The organism is Arthrobacter sp. StoSoilB5, from assembly GCF_019977235.1.
Taxonomy (GTDB): domain Bacteria; phylum Actinomycetota; class Actinomycetes; order Actinomycetales; family Micrococcaceae; genus Arthrobacter.
In genome coordinates this window covers 4,872,125-4,889,350 of the sequence record NZ_AP024646.1, presented here as the reverse complement: position 1 = coordinate 4,889,350, position 17,226 = coordinate 4,872,125, and the positions used below count along the sequence as shown (strand labels likewise).

14 protein-coding genes are annotated in these 17,226 nt (G+C 62.0%); 5 read left to right on the top strand and 9 right to left on the bottom strand.

Annotated elements, in window-relative coordinates; all coding sequences use genetic code 11:
• Positions 1 to 151: 151 nt before the first annotated feature.
• Together LDN75_RS22160 and LDN75_RS22155 are read right to left on the bottom strand one after the other, a co-directional pair.
• Complete coding sequence (locus tag LDN75_RS22160; RefSeq protein WP_223934820.1) at positions 152 to 913, bottom strand: SDR family oxidoreductase; 762 nt, start codon at positions 911 to 913, stop codon at positions 152 to 154.
• Positions 913 to 1,821, bottom strand: a complete 909-nt coding sequence (locus LDN75_RS22155; RefSeq protein ID WP_223934819.1) for a fumarylacetoacetate hydrolase family protein — start codon at positions 1,819 to 1,821, stop codon at positions 913 to 915. Before LDN75_RS22155 ends, LDN75_RS22160 begins: the two co-directional genes overlap by 1 nt.
• A gap of 144 nt (positions 1,822 to 1,965) precedes the next feature.
• On the opposite strand from LDN75_RS22155, the gene LDN75_RS22150 reads away from it, so the two are divergent.
• The 5 genes from LDN75_RS22150 to LDN75_RS22130 are packed head-to-tail and all read left to right on the top strand — an operon-like array spanning position 1,966 to position 6,670.
• The gene (locus LDN75_RS22150; RefSeq protein ID WP_223934818.1) at positions 1,966 to 3,270 is read left to right on the top strand and encodes an L-fuconate dehydratase; all 1,305 of its coding nucleotides are present in this window, start codon (positions 1,966 to 1,968) and stop codon (positions 3,268 to 3,270) included.
• Positions 3,267 to 4,556: an alpha-L-fucosidase gene (locus LDN75_RS22145; protein ID WP_223934817.1), complete on the top strand. Its 1,290-nt coding sequence runs from the start codon at positions 3,267 to 3,269 to the stop codon at positions 4,554 to 4,556. Before LDN75_RS22150 ends, LDN75_RS22145 begins: the two co-directional genes overlap by 4 nt.
• Positions 4,553 to 4,867, top strand: coding sequence for an L-rhamnose mutarotase (locus tag LDN75_RS22140; protein ID WP_223934816.1), 315 nt, complete (start codon positions 4,553 to 4,555; stop codon positions 4,865 to 4,867). The genes LDN75_RS22145 and LDN75_RS22140 overlap by 4 nt, the downstream gene beginning before the upstream one ends.
• The gene (locus LDN75_RS22135; RefSeq protein WP_223934815.1) at positions 4,864 to 5,808 is read left to right on the top strand and encodes an aldo/keto reductase; all 945 of its coding nucleotides are present in this window, start codon (positions 4,864 to 4,866) and stop codon (positions 5,806 to 5,808) included. Before LDN75_RS22140 ends, LDN75_RS22135 begins: the two co-directional genes overlap by 4 nt.
• Complete coding sequence (locus LDN75_RS22130; protein ID WP_223934814.1) at positions 5,801 to 6,670, top strand: amidohydrolase family protein; 870 nt, start codon at positions 5,801 to 5,803, stop codon at positions 6,668 to 6,670. The genes LDN75_RS22135 and LDN75_RS22130 overlap by 8 nt, the downstream gene beginning before the upstream one ends.
• Before the next feature lie 12 nt (positions 6,671 to 6,682).
• On the opposite strand, the gene LDN75_RS22125 is transcribed toward LDN75_RS22130, so the two are convergent.
• The 7 genes from LDN75_RS22125 to LDN75_RS22095 all read right to left on the bottom strand — a co-directional run bounded on the left by LDN75_RS22125 (position 6,683) and on the right by LDN75_RS22095 (position 17,210).
• Positions 6,683 to 7,354 (bottom strand): FadR/GntR family transcriptional regulator, encoded by a 672-nt coding sequence (locus tag LDN75_RS22125; RefSeq protein WP_223934813.1) that lies wholly within the window; start codon positions 7,352 to 7,354, stop codon positions 6,683 to 6,685.
• 199 nt (positions 7,355 to 7,553) lie between these two features.
• A complete protein-coding gene (locus LDN75_RS22120) occupies positions 7,554 to 9,065 on the bottom strand; it encodes an amino acid permease (protein ID WP_223934812.1) in 1,512 nt (503 codons plus the stop codon).
• Between the two features lie 137 nt (positions 9,066 to 9,202).
• A complete protein-coding gene (locus LDN75_RS22115; RefSeq protein ID WP_223934811.1) occupies positions 9,203 to 10,618 on the bottom strand; it encodes an aspartate ammonia-lyase in 1,416 nt (471 codons plus the stop codon).
• Positions 10,619 to 10,631: 13 nt separating this feature from the next.
• Positions 10,632 to 11,636, bottom strand: a complete 1,005-nt coding sequence (locus LDN75_RS22110) for an asparaginase (protein WP_223934810.1) — start codon at positions 11,634 to 11,636, stop codon at positions 10,632 to 10,634.
• 17 nt (positions 11,637 to 11,653) lie between these two features.
• A complete protein-coding gene (locus LDN75_RS22105) occupies positions 11,654 to 12,382 on the bottom strand; it encodes a FadR/GntR family transcriptional regulator (RefSeq protein ID WP_223937666.1) in 729 nt (242 codons plus the stop codon).
• Between the two features lie 93 nt (positions 12,383 to 12,475).
• Positions 12,476 to 15,874: a DEAD/DEAH box helicase family protein gene (locus tag LDN75_RS22100; RefSeq protein WP_223934809.1), complete on the bottom strand. Its 3,399-nt coding sequence runs from the start codon at positions 15,872 to 15,874 to the stop codon at positions 12,476 to 12,478.
• A 70-nt stretch (positions 15,875 to 15,944) separates the two neighbouring features.
• Positions 15,945 to 17,210, bottom strand: coding sequence for a HipA domain-containing protein (locus LDN75_RS22095; protein ID WP_223934808.1), 1,266 nt, complete (start codon positions 17,208 to 17,210; stop codon positions 15,945 to 15,947).
• Between the last annotated feature and the right edge of the window lie 16 nt (positions 17,211 to 17,226).

Here is a 17,226-nt window from a genome sequence, read left to right as displayed (position 1 = left end):
TGGGAGAACAGGTTTCCGCTCCGAGAACAAATCCCATTAGTGCGTGAAAAAACTGTACATCCGCGAACATCACCGCAGGTCAGCGGCCTGCCGCTCCGCGAGACCACAGCCCGTGAGCCAACTCAGGAGCCAGCCCCAACCAAAGCAGCCCCTACTGAACCGGCCGTAACCGCAATCCTTGCATGCCGCCGTCGACCGCCAGGGAGGTGCCCGACGTCGAACCGGACAGCGGACTGGCGAGGTAGGCGACGGCACCTGCGACCTCTGCCGGGTCCACCATCCGACCATGGGGCTGGCGGGCATTGAGGGCGGCGCGCTCAGCTGCAGGGTCCTCGGCGGAATCCAGGAGTCGGCCCACCCAGGGCGTGTCCACCGTGCCCGGGTTAACGCAGTTCACGCGGATGCCCTCGCGGACGTGGTCGGCAGCCATGGCAAGCGTCAAGGACAGCACCGCACCCTTGGACGCCGAGTACAGCGCCCGCTGGGGAAGTCCAGCGGTCGCGGCAATCGAGCACGTATTCACGATCGCCGCGGACGGCGACTCGCGCAGGTACGGCAGGGCAGCACGGCTGACGCGCGCAATTCCTACGACGTTGATGTTCAGGACCCGGAGCCACTCGTCGTCGTCGTTCGCGGCGATGTCGCCCTGGGCGCCGATGCCGGCGTTGTTGACCACGATGTCCAGGCGGCCGAACTGTCTTGCAACCGTCTCGACGGCGGAACGCACTGAGGCGTCATCGGCCACGTTGCATTCCACGCCGAAGTGCGGGCTGGTTTCCGGTGCCAGATCCAGGATGGCGACCTGCGCGCCACCGGCGGCGAGCCGGTCTGCGATGGCCGCACCAATGCCGGAGGCTCCGCCGGTCACGAGTGCTGCCAGGCCTTCGAATTCCTGGCCCATTGGGGATGCCATCAGGCGTTGATGTGGGCAGGGGCGGCGGAAACAGCCCCGGCCTGCGCGCGGTAGTATTCCTGCCGCTGGCGTCCCAGGCCGTCAATCTCGAGTTCCACCACGTCGCCGGGCTGGATGTACGGGAATCGACCGGAGAGGGCCACACCTTCGGGTGTGCCTGTGATGATGACGTCGCCGGGCTCGAGGACCATGTACTGGCTGAGGTGGTGGACGATCGTGGCAGGATCGAAAATCATGTCCGAGGTGTTTGAGTCCTGGCGGGCTTCGCCGTTCACCAGGGTCCTCAGGCGGAGGTTGCTGGCATCCACGTCAGCTGCGGGAACCAGCCATGGGCCCAGGGGAGTGGAGGCGGGAAGGGACTTTCCCTTGGTCCACTGTCCGGCGGCTCCGGGAATCTGGTAGTCGCGCTCGGAGAGATCATTGGCCACGGCGTAGCCCGCGATGCATGCTGCTGCTTCGCCCACCGAGGAAAGGTAGGACGCTTCCTTGCCGATCACGATTGCCAGTTCCACCTCCCAGTCATACTTTTCAGCCCCCGGCGGGATGGGTGCGGCGTCGAATGGGCCACTGATGGTGTTGGACGGCTTCAGGAAAACCACTGGAACTTCGGGCGGATTTGCGCCGGATTCGGCAGCGTGCGCGGTGTAGTTCAGGCCAATGGCAATCACGGCGCCGGGCCGGGCAATGGGAGCGCCGATACGCAGGCCCTCCGCGGAAATTTCCGAAAGTTCCCCGGATTTGAGGGCTTCCCGGGTGCGGGCGAAACCGTCCGAGGCGAGGAAACCGCCGTCGATGTCGTTGGTCAGCGGCGAGAGATCGAAGTACTTCTGTGTACCGTGGGCGTCTTGGGCGATGACTGCCGGTTGTTCGTTTCCGGCTGTACCGAGCCTGGCGAATTTCAAGGTCATGGCTTCCTCCGTGCGTTGGGACCAACATCCGAGCTCTAGTGTGCTGTTTCCGTCCATAATACGGAAATATGACCCATTGACAAGGTAGACATCGGATGTTTAGCTCTACCTAGATTAACGACCGGCTGCCAAGCAAGGAGCGCAATGAGCGTCATCACTGCAGTGGACACTTTCGATATCCGCTTTCCCACTTCACAGGACCTCGATGGCTCGGACGCCATGAATCCGGACCCCGACTATTCAGCGGCCTACCTGATTATTCGCACCGACGCCGAAGACGGGCATGAAGGCCACGGCTTTGTTTTCACGATCGGGCGCGGGAACGAGGTAGAGACGGCCGCCCTCGACGCGCTCCGGGAGCACATCCTGCGCCGCAACGTGGAGGATCTCCTGGACGACATGGGCGCTACCTGGAGGCTGATGGCGCACGATTCCCAACTCCGCTGGCTTGGCCCGGAGAAAGGTGTGATGCATATGGCGATCGGCGCGGTGGTGAACGCCCTCTGGGACCTAAAAGCCAAGCGGGCAGGACTGCCGCTCTGGGAGCTGCTTTCAAACATGGGCCCTGAGGAACTCGTGGCCTTGGTGGACTTCCGGTACCTCACCGATGCCCTCACTCCGGATGAAGCGCTGGCGATTCTTCACGCAGCGGAGCCGGGGAGGGAGGCACGTAAAGTGGCTCTTCGCGCTGAAGGCTACCCGGCCTACACCACGACGCCGGGCTGGCTGGGTTACAGCGACGAGAAACTGACGCGCCTGGCGAAGGAAGCCGTGGCCGAGGGGTTTGCGCAGATCAAGCTCAAGGTAGGTGCCTCCTTGGAGGACGATATCCGGCGCGTGGGAATTGCCCGTGAGGCGGTGGGGCCGGACATCAGGATCGCGGTGGACGCCAACCAGCGTTGGGATGTCCAGGAAGCCATCGATTGGATGGCCCACCTGGCTCCTTATGACATCGCCTGGATCGAGGAACCCACCAGCCCCGATGACGTCCTGGGGCACGCGGCCATCGCCCGAGGGGTGGACCCAGTCCCTGTAGCGACCGGGGAGCACGTCCAGAACCGGGTAATGTTCAAGCAAATGCTCCAGGCCGGTTCCCTCCAGGTCCTGCAGATTGATGCAGCCCGGGTGGCAGGGGTAAACGAGAACATCGCCATCCTGCTGCTGGCCGCCAAGTTCGGTGTGCCTGTCTGTCCTCATGCCGGTGGTGTGGGGCTATGCGAGGCCGTCCAGCACCTGTCCATGTTCGATTTCGTTGCCGTTTCAGGGACAAAAGAAGGCAGGATGATCGAGTTCGTGGATCATCTGCACCAGCACTTCATCACGCCCGTGGACGTCCGAAGCGGCGCGTACTGGCCGCCGTCGGCTCCCGGAGCGGGCTACGAAATGGTGCATGAAACACTGACCGAATATGCGTTCCCCGACGGCCCCGTCTGGAAGGTATCCCGTTGATCCAGCACGCACCTTGGTTCGAAGAAGCACGCTTTGGCATGTTCGTGCACTGGGGCCTCTACGCCCTGCCCGCCCGGCACGAGTGGGTGATGAACCGGGAGGAAACCACTGTGGAGGAGTATTCCAAGTACTTCCGCCGTTTCGACCCCGACCTCTACGATCCCCGCGAGTGGGCACGGGTCGCCCGCAGGGCCGGCATGAAATACGTGGTCCTCACTACAAAGCATCACGACGGCTTCTGCCTGTGGGACTCAGCCCTGACGGACTACAAAGCGACCAACACGCCAGCGGGCCGTGACCTGATCGCGTCCTACGTGGAAGCGCTGCGGGCTGAAGGGCTCAAAGTCGGTTTCTACCATTCGCTGATCGACTGGCACCACCCGGACTTCACCATCGACGGCGTGCACCCCCAACGCAACGCAGCCGACGTCGAAAACCTCAACGCCGGACGCGACATGGCGCGCTACCGAGAGTACCTGCACGGCCAAGTGCGCGAGCTCCTGGGTAACTACGGCAGCATCGACTACCTGTTCTTCGATTTCTCCTACGCGGGAACCGAACACGCAGAGTTCTGGGGTGGCAAGGGTGCCAAGGACTGGGACTCGGAAGCCTTGCTCGCCATGGTGCGGGAACTGCAGCCGGGGATAGTGGTCAACGACCGCCTGGGTATTCCCGGAGACTTCGTCACTCCGGAGCAGTACCAGCCGGCCGGGCCCATGATGGTGGACGGCGTCCCCGTCACCTGGGAGGCCTGCCAGACCCTGAACGGCAGTTGGGGTTACGACCGTGACAACCTCAACTACAAATCCGTGGACCTGCTCATCCGAATGCTGGTGGATGGCGTCTCCAAGGGCGGCAACCTCCTGCTTAATGTCGGTCCAACTGGCAGGGGCAGCATCGACCCCCGGGCGCTCGCCTCCCTGGAAGGGATCGGCGAGTGGATGAAGCTGCATTCCCGCTCGATTTACGGCGCGGGGACCTCGCAGTTCACGGCACCTCCGGATGCCCGCTACACCCAGCGCGGCAACAGGCTGTACGTGCACCTCTTCGCCTGGCCTTTTGAATACGTCCATCTCCCGGACCTGGCCGACAAAGTGGAGTATGCCCAACTCCTGAATGATGCGTCCGAGGTCTTCCTGGAAGAGGTGGATCCCGCACAGCAAGCCATGAACATGACTCCCGGAGGCCAACCGGCAGGTACCCTGACCATCAAGCTCCCCGTCCAGCGGCCCGATGTCGCTCTGCCCGTTCTTGAGCTGTTCCTGAAGCCCAGGGTCGCAGAGTGACTGAGAGCATCGCCCTCCATACGCGGCTCAAGCCTGGAACCGAAGAGGCATACGCTGACGCCCACGCGAACATTCCGCCCGAACTCGTTGAAGCCCTTAAAGGAGCCGGTGTACGGAATTGGAGGATCTGGCGCAGCGGGCTGGACCTTTTCCACGTGGTGGACGTCGAGAACTACCAAGCCATGCGCCATGCGCTCGCGGACCATCCAGCCAACGTTCCGTGGCAGGCTCGAATGGCAGAACTTCTTGAGGTTGAGGACGATTACTCCGGGAACGATTTGGGTATCCAGAAAGTATGGGAACTGCCATGAACTCTGAACCACTCAATCTCGGCAGGCTCGGATTCGGCGGTGCCGGCATCGGAAACCTGTACAAGGCCATCCCCGATGGCGAAGCCCTGGCCACTGTCTTGGCCGCCTGGGATTCAGGATTCTGTTACTTCGACACCGCTCCCCACTACGGCCTTGGCTTGTCCGAGCAGAGATTGGGCGCCGTCCTCCGGGACAAACCCCGTGAAGACTTCGTTATCTCCACCAAAGTGGGCCGCTTGCTGAAACCCAACGGCTCCGGTGGCCGTGACCCCGAGGGCTTCGATGTCCCCGCCACCAGCACGCGCGTGTGGGACTTCTCCGAAGCCGGAGTCCGACGCAGCCTGGAGGATTCCCTGGAGCGCCTGGGCTTGGACCACGTTGACATCGCCTACCTCCATGACCCCGACGTCCACGATCTCCAGGCAGGAATCGCGCATGCCTTGCCCGCTTTGGAGAAGCTGCGCGCCGAGGGCTTGGTCAAAGCCATCGGCGTCGGCACCAACTCCGCGGAGGCCGCCCTTGAGTGTGTCCAGGCCGCGGACCTGGACCTTGTCATGCTCGCCGGCCGGTACACGCTGCTCGAGCAGCCCAGCGTCCCGTTGCTGGACCGCTGCGTGGAGCGCCGCACCGGCGTCGTCAACGTCGGTGTGTACAACTCCGGGCTCCTCGCCCGTCCCGAAGTCCCTGAAGACGCGCACTACAACTACGACCGCGCCCCGCGTGCAGTGGTTGAGCGTGCGCGTGCACTTGCGGCCGTCTGCCAGGACTTCGGGGTGGAACTCCCGACGGCGGCACTCCAGTTCCCCTTGCGGCATCCGGCCGTGGTGAATGTGACAGTCGGGGCCAGTAGACCTGAACAGGTCACCTCGAACGCCCGCCGTATGCGGGAATCCGTGCCGGAAGAATTGTGGGACGCGTTGGAGGCGCTGGGGCGTGATTGACGCGCATCTGCACCTGTGGAATCTCGATACCTTCGTAACGGGAGGTGTCCGGCCCTACCCATGGCTGGGTCCGCAGCACGGCGCGCTGTTCCGCAGCTTCGGCGAGGATGAGGCCGGTGAGGTCCTGGCCGTAGCGGGAATCAGGGGAGCAGTGCTGGTCCAGGCGGACGATACGGTTGCTGACACTGAGAGCATGCTGGCCGTTGCCGCGAGGAATCCTTGGGTACTCGGCGTCGTGGGGTGGATCCAACTGGACTCTCCCGCGGAAGCCGCGTCCCAACTGGACCGCTTCGCCGCCCATTCCGTGTTCAGGGGCGTGCGGCACCTGGTGCACGATGATCCCCGGGATAACTTCCTTGACCTGCCCGAGGTCCGCGAATCACTGGCCTTGGTTGCTGCACGCGGCCTCGCCTTCGATGTCCCGGATGCCTTCCCGCGGCATCTCGGTGCCGCCGTCCGGCTTGCCCGCGATTTTCCGGAGCTGACTGTTGTTCTGGACCATCTAGGCAAGCCGCCCCTTGCCGACGCCGCTGCGATGGACGTCTGGCGCTCTGATTTTCGGGAGCTTGGGCGGCTGCCCAACACGGTGGCCAAAGTGTCCGGGTTGCACCTGCCCGGCATCGAGTACTCCGCTGATTCGTTGCGGCCCTTGTTCGACGAAGCACTGGAAGCCTTCGGTCCCGATCGCTTGATGATCGGCAGCGACTGGCCGGTCAGCACCTTGGGTGCGCCCTACGGCAGGACGTTGGATGTGTTGTTGGAGCTCATCTCTTCGCTGGGCGTCCCTGAACAGGATGCCGTGCTGGAGGCGACAGCGATCCGAACCTACGGACTGCCTGTCACACCCATTCCCCAGGATTAGGGTTCACAGGGTTTAGAGCGCCAGCCGCAGCCAGTTCTCCACGCCGCTGATGTGGACCGTCACGAGTGCCCGGACGAGTTCGGCATCGCGGCGTTCCAAGGCGTCGACGATGGCGCGGTGTTCTGCCAGTGTGTGGGCCACGGCTTTTTCCTGCGTCAGTCCACGCCAGATCCGGGCTCGGACTGTGCTGCTGGACAGGGCTTCCAAGAGGCTGCCAAGGTAGTCGTTTCCGGCGGCCCCGGTGATGATTCGGTGGAATTCGAGATCGTGGGCTACGAGTTCTTCGACGTCCGTATTTTCGTCGATCCCATCCATGGTGGCACGGAGGGCAGTGAGCTCATCCGGGCCGATCTTGCCGGCGGCAAGGTGGGCGGTGGCGGGTTCCAGGATTCGTCGGACCTCAAAAAGCTCCAGGATGGAACGGTCCTGATGAAGGTCAACCACAAAAGCTACGGCTTCGTTGAGGAGTTTGGCGTCGAGGCTGGTGACGTAGGTTCCATCGCCGCGGCGAACATCGAGCACGCGGATCAGCTCCAGGGCCTTTACTGCTTCACGCAGGGAACTCCGCGAAAGGCCGAGCCTTTCGCTCAGTTCCTTCTCTGGCGGCAAGCGGTCGCCGGCCTTGAGTTCGCCGCGGATCAGCATGTCCTTAATCTTGCCAATCGCCTCATCTGTGACAGCCATGGACCAATAGTAGTCGCCAATCATCGGATGTCTGGCTTAGGCGCGTTCCCACCCGACTAGGGGACAGCACATGTCGCATTAAGCAGTCGTAGCGACATCTGCTGTCCCCTAGTTGGGTTCGTTAACCAACGACGGCGGCACTTGCGTTCCGTTGTCACGGAACCCAGGTGCCGCCGTCGGGCGCAGTTTGGGGCTGTTGTTAGGATTCGCCGCCGCGCATGGGACGGTTCGCAACCACCGGGGCGCTGCCGGTGTAGCCGTCGCGGGTCGCAGCAAGCTCGTGGATCTGCTTGCGGCACAGGTACCAGCCCACCACCATGAGTGCACACGCGATGGCCGTGACCAGCATGGTGAGCGGGGAATCGATGAAGACCATCACCAAGACGCCCACCAGGAACAGGAGCGAGAGGTAGCCCGTGTAAGGCGCGCCGAACATCCGGAATGACGGGCGCTTGAGCCAGCCCTTGTCTGCCCAGCGTTTGAGCTGCATCTGGCACAGGACGATGGTGGCCCAGGTGACGATGATGCCAACGGAGGCAACATTCAGGACGATCTCGAACGCCTGTGACGGGACGAGGTAGTTCAGCGGAACGCCAAGCAGCGAGACGCCGGCAGTGATCGCAATGCCACCGTAGGGAACACCCGCCTTGTTCATGCGCTGGGCAAATTTCGGGGCCGAGCCGGCAACGGACATCGAGCGCAGGATACGGCCGGTGGAGTACAGGCCTGCGTTCAGCGAGGACAGTGCGGCCGTGAGGACCACGAGGTTCATGATCACGTCCACGCCCTGGATGCCGATGGAACCGAAGAACGTCACGAACGGGCTGACGCCCTTCTCGTACGAGGTGTACGGGAGCAGCAGAGCCAGGAGGATAACCGAGCCAACGTAGAACACTGCGATACGGAAGACCACGGAGTTGATGGCCTTGGGCATGATCTTCTCCGGGTTGGGAGTTTCACCGGCAGCGGTGCCGATGAGTTCGATCGATGCGTAGGCGAACAGCACACCCTGCATGAGGATGATCATGGGAAGAATGCCGTTGGGGAAGATGCCGCCATTGTCCGAGAGGAGGCTGAAGCCAACTTCCTGGCCATCGACGGGGGTGCCGAAGATGACGAAGTAGCTGCCTACCACCAGGAAGGCCACCAACGCAGCGACCTTGACCAGGGCGAACCAGAATTCAAGCTCGCCGAAGACCTTGACCGAAACCAGGTTCAAGCAGAGGACCACGACAAGTGCGATAAGCGCCCAGGCCCACTGCGGAACGACTCCGATCCAAGGGACATATTTGCCAAAGAAGTTCATGTACAGCGCCGCTGCTGTGATGTCCACAATGGTGGTGGTGGCCCAGTTGATCCAGTAGAACCAGCCAGAAACAAAGGCTGCCTTCTCACCGAAGAACTCACGGGCGTAAGAAACGAAGGATCCCGACGACGGGCGGTGGAGAACGAGTTCACCGAGCGCGCGGAGGATCAGGAAAGCGAAGAAGCCACAAACGGCATACGCGATGACGAGGGAAGGGCCAGCTGCGTTGAGGCGGCCACCAGCGCCGAGGAACAGGCCGGTGCCGATTGCACCGCCGATCGCGATCATCTGGATCTGGCGGGGCTTCAGATCCTTGTGGTAGCCCTTGTCCTCCGTGTGGAGGGCTTTCTCGCTGGCATGCGCCTGGGCCGGGACCGTGTGGTCCGTGATGGGTGGGTTGGTCATTGGAATCCTTAGGGGTGTCCTGTTGGGGGTGTCCTGAACGCGTCCGGTCGAGGGCCGGAGCGCAGGACAGGGCCTCGTGGGGTGTGCCGTATCGGGCGGGCTCTCTTGAGCCGCTGGGCTTACTGGCCGGTTTCGGCTTACTTGCTCAGGTTTGCCAGACGTTCCGGGCTGAGCAGTTCCTCAAGCTGGGCAGCGGTCAGCAGACCGTGCTCCAGGACGAGTTCTGCAACACCCTTGCCGGTAGCCAGCGCTTCTTGGGCGATGGCCGTGGCGGAGGCATAACCGATGTGGGGGTTCAATGCCGTGACGAGACCGATCGACTGCTCCACGGTAAGCCGTAGCCGTTCGGTGTTTGCGGTGATGCCCCGGACGCAGCGTGCCGTAAGGGTGCGGCACGCTGCTTCCAGGTGGGAGATGCTCTTGTGCAGGCTGTGCACAATGATCGGTTCGAAGGCGTTCAGCTGAAGCTGGCCCGCCTCCGCGGCCATGGTGACTGTGACATCGTTGCCGATGACCTCGTAAGCCACTTGGCTGACCACTTCCGGGATCACCGGATTGATCTTGCCGGGCATGATCGACGAGCCGGACTGTACAGCCGGCAGGTTGATCTCGCCCAAACCCGCACGCGGTCCGGAGGACAGCAGGCGGAGGTCGTTGCAAATCTTGGAGAGCTTAACTGCCACGCGCTTGAGCACGCCGGACAGGTGCACGAAGGCGCCGACGTCCTGCGTGGCCTCGATGAGGTCAGCCGACGTGAGGAGCGGAAGGCCAGTGATTTCTGCCAGGTGACGGCAGGCAGCATCTGCGTAACCGACCGGCGCGTTCAGGCCCGTGCCAATGGCGGTGGCTCCAAGGTTGATCTCATGGATCAGCATGTGGGACTCGTCCAGGCGCGCACGGTCCTCGCCGATGGTCACCGCGTATCCGCCGAATTCCTGGCCCAAGGTCATGGGAACGGCGTCCTGAAGCTGGGTGCGGCCCATCTTCACAACCGTGCGGAACTCGCGGCCCTTCTCGGCAAAAGCCAGCTCGAGTTCTTCCAGCGCGAGGAGGAGTTCCTTCACGGAGAAGATCGTGGCGAGGTTCACCGCGGTGGGGTAGACATCGTTGGTGGACTGGCTCAGGTTGACGTGGTCATTGGGGTGCAGCTTGGAGTAGTCGCCCTTGGGGTGGCCAAGGATTTCCAAGGCACGGTTGGCGATGACCTCGTTGGCGTTCATGTTGGAACTCGTACCCGCGCCGCCCTGGATCACATCCACCATGAACTGCTCCTGGAGCATGCCATCCATGACATCCTGGCAGGCCTGCTCAATGGCTCCGGCGCGTTCGGCATCGAGGAGGCCGAGCTCGTGGTTGGTACGTGCCGCCGCTTGTTTTACCGCGGCGAGGCCGCGGACCAGGTGGCGGTTGGTGGACAACGGCTGTCCTGTGATGGGGAAATTCTCGATTGCCCGGAGGGTGTGAACGCCCCAGTAGGCGTTCGCGGGAATATCGCGGTCCCCCAGGAGGTCGTGTTCGGAGCGGATGGGGATCGCCTGATCGACGGTGGTCATAGCTGTCCTTGGTTTAGTTCTTGCTGAAAAATTGCGCTGCGCGGAGCTCGCCGACCGGAAGGCCGCCGCCCAGCACCGGTGGGCTGTGAAGCGTGTCCAAGCTGCCGCCGTCGACCCCCAACTGGCGGAGAACCTCAACGGTGACGGGCATCCGCGCGCGGTCACCGCCGTCGGAGATCTTCACGGCGATGCCGCGGCCGTCCGGCAAGCCCACCAGCTGGAGGCCTTCAAAACCGTCCTTGGCAAGCAGCCCCGGGACGGCGCGCATCAGCGCGGTGACGTCGCGGCCTTCACCGGCGACCATCTCGGGGAAGCGGCGCATGGCGTGGGCAACTTTGCCCTCGTGGGTGCTTTGGTCAGCGGCGGCCAAGCGGCCATAAGCACGGGCCATGCCGTGCAGCGTGTGGGCAAACAGCGGTGTGCCGCAGCCATCGGTGCTCACAGCCGCCGCATCCTCGCCGGTCAGTTCGGTGATGGTGTCACGAACCAGGACCTGAAGCGGGTGCTCCGGGCTCAGGTATCCCTCCACAGGCCAGCCGTTGATGACGCACACGGCGGTCATGGACGCGTGCTTGCCTGAGCAGTTCTGCGCAAGTTGGGTGGGGCCGTTGCCGGCGCGGAGCCACTCTTCGCGCTCAGCGACGCCGTATGGCAGGTCCGTGCTGTTGCCCAGCACCGCTTCGGTCAGGCCATGAAGCGCCAGGATTTCGGCGGCGCCGTCGCGGTGCATTGCCGCGCCGGAATGGCTGGCGGCTGTGAGGGCGAGGAGGTTCTGGGGGATGTCCAAGCCGGCGCGGAGGAGTGCTACGGCCTGGAGCGGCTTAAGGGAGGAGCGCGGGTACATCGGCGCGTCCGGCTCGCCGGCTTCGATGGCACTGCTGCCATCGGCATTGAGGGCGATCAGCGATCCGTAGTGGATGCTCTCCACCAAGCCGTCGCGGGTCTGTTCGACGAGCGGGACGTGGCTTGGCGTTCTCTGTGCTGTTTGGGCCGCTGCTGCCGCGGTCACTTGGGGCATGGTGTCCTTTGGGTGGTTCATTTGCTGAGGATCGTGTCCAGTGCGACGCTGACGGCCTGAAGGTGATCGGCCATCGCTTTGCTCGCGGCTTCGGCGTCGCCTGCTTCGATTGCGTTCAGCACGGCAACATGTTCCTCGTCCGAGCGGTGTTGCCGGTCGGCGACGAGGTTGAGGGTTTCGGACTGGTGGGCCAAGGCGTCACGGATATCGGAGACGACGCTGGCGAACACCCGGTTGCCGCTGGCCCGGGCGACGGCGGAATGGAAGCTGGCGTCCAGGTTGACCCAGGCCTCGGGATCGTTCTCATTGAGCATTTCCCGGACGATGTCCTTCAGGTGCTCAAGTTCTTCTTCCGTGCGGCGCTGGGCTGCCAGTCCGGCTGCGGGAATCTCAATGTGTGGACGTGCTTCGTTCAGATCACGCGCACTGTACTGACCCAAGGTAAGGTCATTGGCAACCTTGTTGGCCACAATGAACGTGCCCTTGCCGGTCTTGGTCACGGTCAGCCCCAGCGTGTTGCAGGACCGCAGGGCTTCGCGGATGACCGAGCGGCTCACACCGTACTGGGCTGCGAGCGTTGCTTCAGAGCTCAGCTTGGTGCCGATATCGAACTGGCCGCCCTCGATGGCCCTCCTGAGTGCCGCGAAGACCGCCTCAGCCGCGGAAATGCGCGAGATCGGCGTATGCCCAGCGGAAGAGCCTTGGGGGGCTGGCTGTCCGGCTGTCCGGCTGTCTGACAGGTTCACGTTATCGAATATGGCACGGGTCACAAGGCCGTGTCAACGCTGAAAGGCTTGCTTCAGGCTTTGGTGGCTGGCGGCGGCAGTTGCCGTGGGTTTTCAGCTCACCTTCGCGTGGTTCTCAATGGAGCGGAGGATGCTGATCAGCTGCCCAATTTTTTCATCGCCGAACAGCACATCCGGCCCGGACGGGGCCAGCTCGTTGTACGGGGAATTGAACAAGGCCTTCGGGCTGACCTTTCCGTTTTCCATCAGGTGATTGGTCAGAACGTTAAGGAAGTTGAGCTGCTGGGCCGTGAGCGTAGTACCAGCCACAAACTCTGACAACGCGTCCTCGACGGCCTCGCGGTCCAAACCAACCAGGGAACGGACAAAGAGGCCGAGGCCATCGTTGGCGGCACGATTCAAGTCTTCAAGCGAACCCAAACCGCTTTCCAGAAGAATGCGTTCAAGCTCGGCAAGGTCCAACGCAGTCAGTTGCTTGTTACGCCGGAGCCGTTGAATGGTTGCATGCTCCTCGTATTGCGCCAGGTACGAACGCATTTTTTCTTTGTATCGAGGGAGGTCGACGAAGCCATTGGTTGTCCCGACCAGTTCAACTTCCTCAAGCACGCCGAGCTCGTCCTGGAAGTTTGTGTAGACCACTTTGCGTTTCCGCTTCTCGATGAGATGCACCAATCCCCGGAGCCGCTTGCGGATTTCCTCAAGCCATTCCAACGAAACGGATTCCCATTCGTCGTCGTGGAGAATGGTTTCCAGCAGGGGCAACTGGGCGGCGATGGCCGGGATGCTCTGCTGGTCCTGCAAGGCCGAGGCGACGGCTTGGATCTTTATCCGGAACGGACCAGCCGCCGATCCCTGCAGCGACGCCAACTCTGCCTGAAGCATCAGGTAGTCGAACCGCCTGGCCTCTTCTGTGTCCGCAGGCGCGCCGATGGTAGCGAGCCGGGCGATCTGGGTTTGCAAAGCTTGAAAGTCCTCAGCCGCCAACGATTTCCACGCTGCTTCTTCGGTGAACCTGTCCACCCATTTGCGTGCCGGTCTAACGAGGAAGTTGTCCAGCGGGAGCCGGTCAACTGTGTGTTTCAGGGTTTGCCGGAGGTCGGCAACAACGGGCGCTTGCGGGTCCCATTGAAGGTCAGTGAAAGTTTGCAGGAGCTGGACGCGCGCAGCGAACGTAGTCTCCGCGAGTGACTTACCCACAGAGCCTTCATTGCTGGGCATTCCCGCATTGAAGAACTCGGCATTGCGGCAGAGGTCGAAGATAAAGAAGTCCTTCTTGTCCTCGCCCGGCCCATACAGTTCCGGCCGGAGTCGCGTTCCGCGGCCCACCATCTGCCAGAACTTGGTCTTGGACCGAACCATCTTGAAGAAGACGAGGTTGACGACGTCCGGCACGTCAACGCCGGTGTCCAGCATGTCTACCGAAATAGCGATGTGGGGATCACTCTCGGTGGTCGAGAATTGGTCGATGAGAATCTGGGCGTAGTTCACCTGATAGGTGATGACGCGAGCAAACTGACCCTTGTACGCCGGGTAGTTCTTGTCAAAGCGTTCAGCAATGTACTCCGCGTGTCTGTTGTTCTTCGCAAAGATGATGGTCTTGCCCAGGCGATCCCCGCCGGCGACTTTGTGGCCGCGGGTCATAAGGACTTCCAGTGCCTTATCCACTGTGTCGGCGTTAAACAGCCAGGTATTGATAACGCTTGAATCGACCGAGTCCGGGATCTCGCCGTCTTCGTCCCATTCGAGCTCGTCCCACTGCTCTTTTTCAGCCTGTGGGAGGTCCTCGTACGAGATGCCTTGGTCAGGAAACTTCAGCGGAACCGGAACGACCCGCGGTGGCACAAGATATCCGGCCTCGATGGCCTCGCTGAGCTCATAGGCAAACGTTGGAACGTTGTCCTCGATGCCGAAAAGGCTGTAGGTGTTGCGGTCCACCTCTGACTGTGGCGTGGCTGTCAGCCCGATGAGGAGTGAATCGAAGTACTGGAAAATCGCCCTGTACTTTTGGTAGACCGACCGGTGGGCTTCATCGACGATGATGAGGTCATAGTGGCCAATGCCAAAGGTCCGCTGGCCAAGCTTTCCCTCGGTCCGGTTGATGAGGTTCATCATCGTCGGATATGTAGCCACATGGATGCGGCTGTCTGCTTCATCGCCCGAGCCCAGAATGACAGGGCTGGAACCGGGCAGGTGGGCCTTGAACGCGTTGGCCGCTTGCTTGACCAACGCAACCCGATCCGCGAGGAACAGAACGCGTTTGGCCCAGTTGGCTTCCTGCAGGAGCTTGGCGAGTGCGACGACGGTGCGCGTCTTGCCCGTGCCTGTCGCCATGACTACAAGCGCCTTGCGCTCGAAGTCCTTTTCGTAGGCTTCCGTTACGGCCCGGATGGCGTTGTGCTGGTAGGGGCGTTCGACGATGGAGTTGTCGATTGCCTGTTCAGCCAGAGGCTTTCGGCTCTGACGGCGGTTGATCAGCAGTTGAAGTTGATCCCTTGTGTGGAAGCCCTGCAACGAGCGCTCCGGGTACATGGTGTCGTCCCAGATCCATGTCTCGTAACCGGAGCTGTAGTAGATGATCGGTCGTCGACCATAGCGACGTTCCAGGCAGTCGGCGTACAGCTTGGCTTGTTGCTTCCCTATATGGGGATCCTTGGTTGTCCTTTTCGCCTCGACCACTGCGAGGGGCAGCCCGTCAGCGCCCCACAGCACGTAGTCCACGTAGCCCACTCCGCTGAGCGTGCCGTTCGCCGTGGGCATGGTGTCTACCTTGAACTCGCGGTCTTCTGTATTGGTGAGCGGCCAGCCTGCCTCGTTCAGCTCAAGATCGATGAGGTGCCTGCGGGTCAGGGCTTCGTCATAGTCGTGGTGGTCAGGGACGGTCTGGTTCTGTTTTTTGGCCTCCGCGACTTCAGCCTGCAGAATCTCCAGCTGGGCCTTAAGGTCCGCCGAATCGGCTGCTGCTTGTGCAAGGGCCTCGTTTTGGGCTTTGAGTTGGCTCTCGAGTGCCTGGAGTTCTTCGGGCGACTGCTGCTGTGCCGGCGTCTTCGGCTTTGGGGCCAGGATACTGGCGTCGAAGACCAACGACGGCGGCAGCTGGCTACCTGTTTTGGCGTAGTTCCTCGCGAGCCAATAGCAAACATGGTGCAGCTCGCGAAGGACGAGTTCAGCGCCTTGAACGGTGGGGCCGACGGAGTTGTGGACCGCGTTGTTGCCGGCTTTGCGAATGATGGTGAGCTTGTTTGCAATGGGGCCGCCCACAAGATTCTTAAAGGTGGGCTCGTTCAGTAACGCGTTGAGGTCATCTTTGTAGGGGGTCACCAACCCGGGCTCCACTTGGTAAAGCCACTCAACAATACGTTCGATGGTGTAACGGGCGTAGAACACGGAAGCGCGTGGATCGACCCGGGCGAATTGTTCGGCCCGGCGTGCTTGCTGGGCCAACTCGGGCCACTCGCCCAGCATGAACCCAAAGTTGCTGGTAACTACCCCCATGCAGCCGTCTCCGATCCGTTGCTCCGATGTCCTGAAGGTAGTCAATCATGGGACTGCGACCGTTTATGCCTTATTTCAGACCTGTAGCCTCGACGAGTGGCAGCAGTCGTACCTTCGCAATAGTGTCATCGGTGATTTTCGGCAGGGGTCCCAGCTGGGATTTCAGCTCTTCCCTGGCAGCTTCGAATGCTTCCACTATGCCGCGAGAATAGTGTTCGACCATTTCCCGGGCTGCTTCAGCATCAACGCCAAACTGAGTGCTTGTCGAGACCAGCATGTGCTTGCTGATCTTCTGAAGCCTGTATTCGGCTTTCACACTCATGGCCAAGTCGATACCTGAGTCCGCGTCCCAATACGGAGCATAGGTGGCGAGGTCGTAGAGGGGCGATAGCTGCGCTCTACTGCCGTTGAGGAGGAGGGAGTAGTTTTTGGCGTGCGCGTCGGTGCAACCGGCCACGGTGTTGAAAACAAAGGCCCGGTACAGCCCTGCTCCTGCTGCCCGGCGGTCCGCTTCAAAAGGAAGAGATCGGATAAGGGCGGCCATATCACTGGCGCCCGGCCCGCCGTCACGGTGCTGGTATTTCTTGGCTGGAGAAACGCTCAATGCCTGGCAAAAGTCTTCTTGATGGATGCGGCGCCAGGTTCCACCCACTTCCTGGCGGTCATAGCGACGTGTCACAAAGACGTCCCAGTCGCCGATGCGGCGGAGTTCGGACTTGGCCACCTCGAGCCCCAGAAAAGATGCTGCCCTCATGGTGAGCTGTTCCACAATATCCAAGCGACTGAATGTGCCAGCTGCCGGTTTGAGGATGTGCGTCGTGGGGGTAGCGTCTTCGGGTACCGCCCAGTCGCCGTTGGGAAGTTGGTGCAGGGCGATCTTTGGCTGAGCCCCGGCGAGGCTGAAGCGTCCTGCGGAGTCGTCGTAGGGCGTGCCGTCTTCGTACTCAGTCACGACGTGGTCCAGCATCTCGGCCACATCCCTGTCCGTAACTGGCTTCACCGCAGTTCTTGCGAGGGTGCCATCCGAGGATCCGGTGCCCGGCCGCATGAATTGGAGCGCACCCGCGACATCGGCACCGATATGTTCAAGGATGGCGAAGGGGTTGGACGGGGACACCCGGAACCGTCGGGCAATCGTCAGGAGGGCCCCTTCACTGTCAGGCAAGAGGCCCTGCAGAAAGGGCAGGACGTTGCGCTTCTTGTGGAGGGTGGCGGCCAAGGGCATGGACAGTGACAGCGGTGTCGCGTTGGGGGCTGCCTGGTATTCGGGGTAGTAGCGGAACGTCAGATTCCCCGACGACGACTGTTCAACCCGGCCGCAAAGTGTCCCGTCCATAAACACGTCAAGAGCG

Excerpts from the sequence above, each read along its gene's own strand:
- LDN75_RS22160 (WP_223934820.1), bottom strand. The coding sequence starts at position 913 with ATGGCATCCCCAATGGGCCAGGAATTCGAAGGCCTGGCAGCACTCGTG.
- LDN75_RS22150 (WP_223934818.1), top strand. The coding sequence starts at position 1,966 with ATGAGCGTCATCACTGCAGTGGACACTTTCGATATCCGCTTTCCCACT.
- LDN75_RS22125 (WP_223934813.1), bottom strand. The coding sequence starts at position 7,354 with ATGGCTGTCACAGATGAGGCGATTGGCAAGATTAAGGACATGCTGATC.
- LDN75_RS22115 (WP_223934811.1), bottom strand. The coding sequence starts at position 10,618 with ATGACCACCGTCGATCAGGCGATCCCCATCCGCTCCGAACACGACCTC.
- LDN75_RS22135 (WP_223934815.1), top strand. The coding sequence starts at position 4,864 with ATGAACTCTGAACCACTCAATCTCGGCAGGCTCGGATTCGGCGGTGCC.
- LDN75_RS22110 (WP_223934810.1), bottom strand. The coding sequence starts at position 11,636 with ATGCCCCAAGTGACCGCGGCAGCAGCGGCCCAAACAGCACAGAGAACG.
- LDN75_RS22095 (WP_223934808.1), bottom strand. The coding sequence starts at position 17,210 with ATGGACGGGACACTTTGCGGCCGGGTTGAACAGTCGTCGTCGGGGAAT.
- LDN75_RS22100 (WP_223934809.1), bottom strand. The coding sequence starts at position 15,874 with ATGGGGGTAGTTACCAGCAACTTTGGGTTCATGCTGGGCGAGTGGCCC.
- LDN75_RS22155 (WP_223934819.1), bottom strand. The coding sequence starts at position 1,821 with ATGACCTTGAAATTCGCCAGGCTCGGTACAGCCGGAAACGAACAACCG.
- LDN75_RS22120 (WP_223934812.1), bottom strand. The coding sequence starts at position 9,065 with ATGACCAACCCACCCATCACGGACCACACGGTCCCGGCCCAGGCGCAT.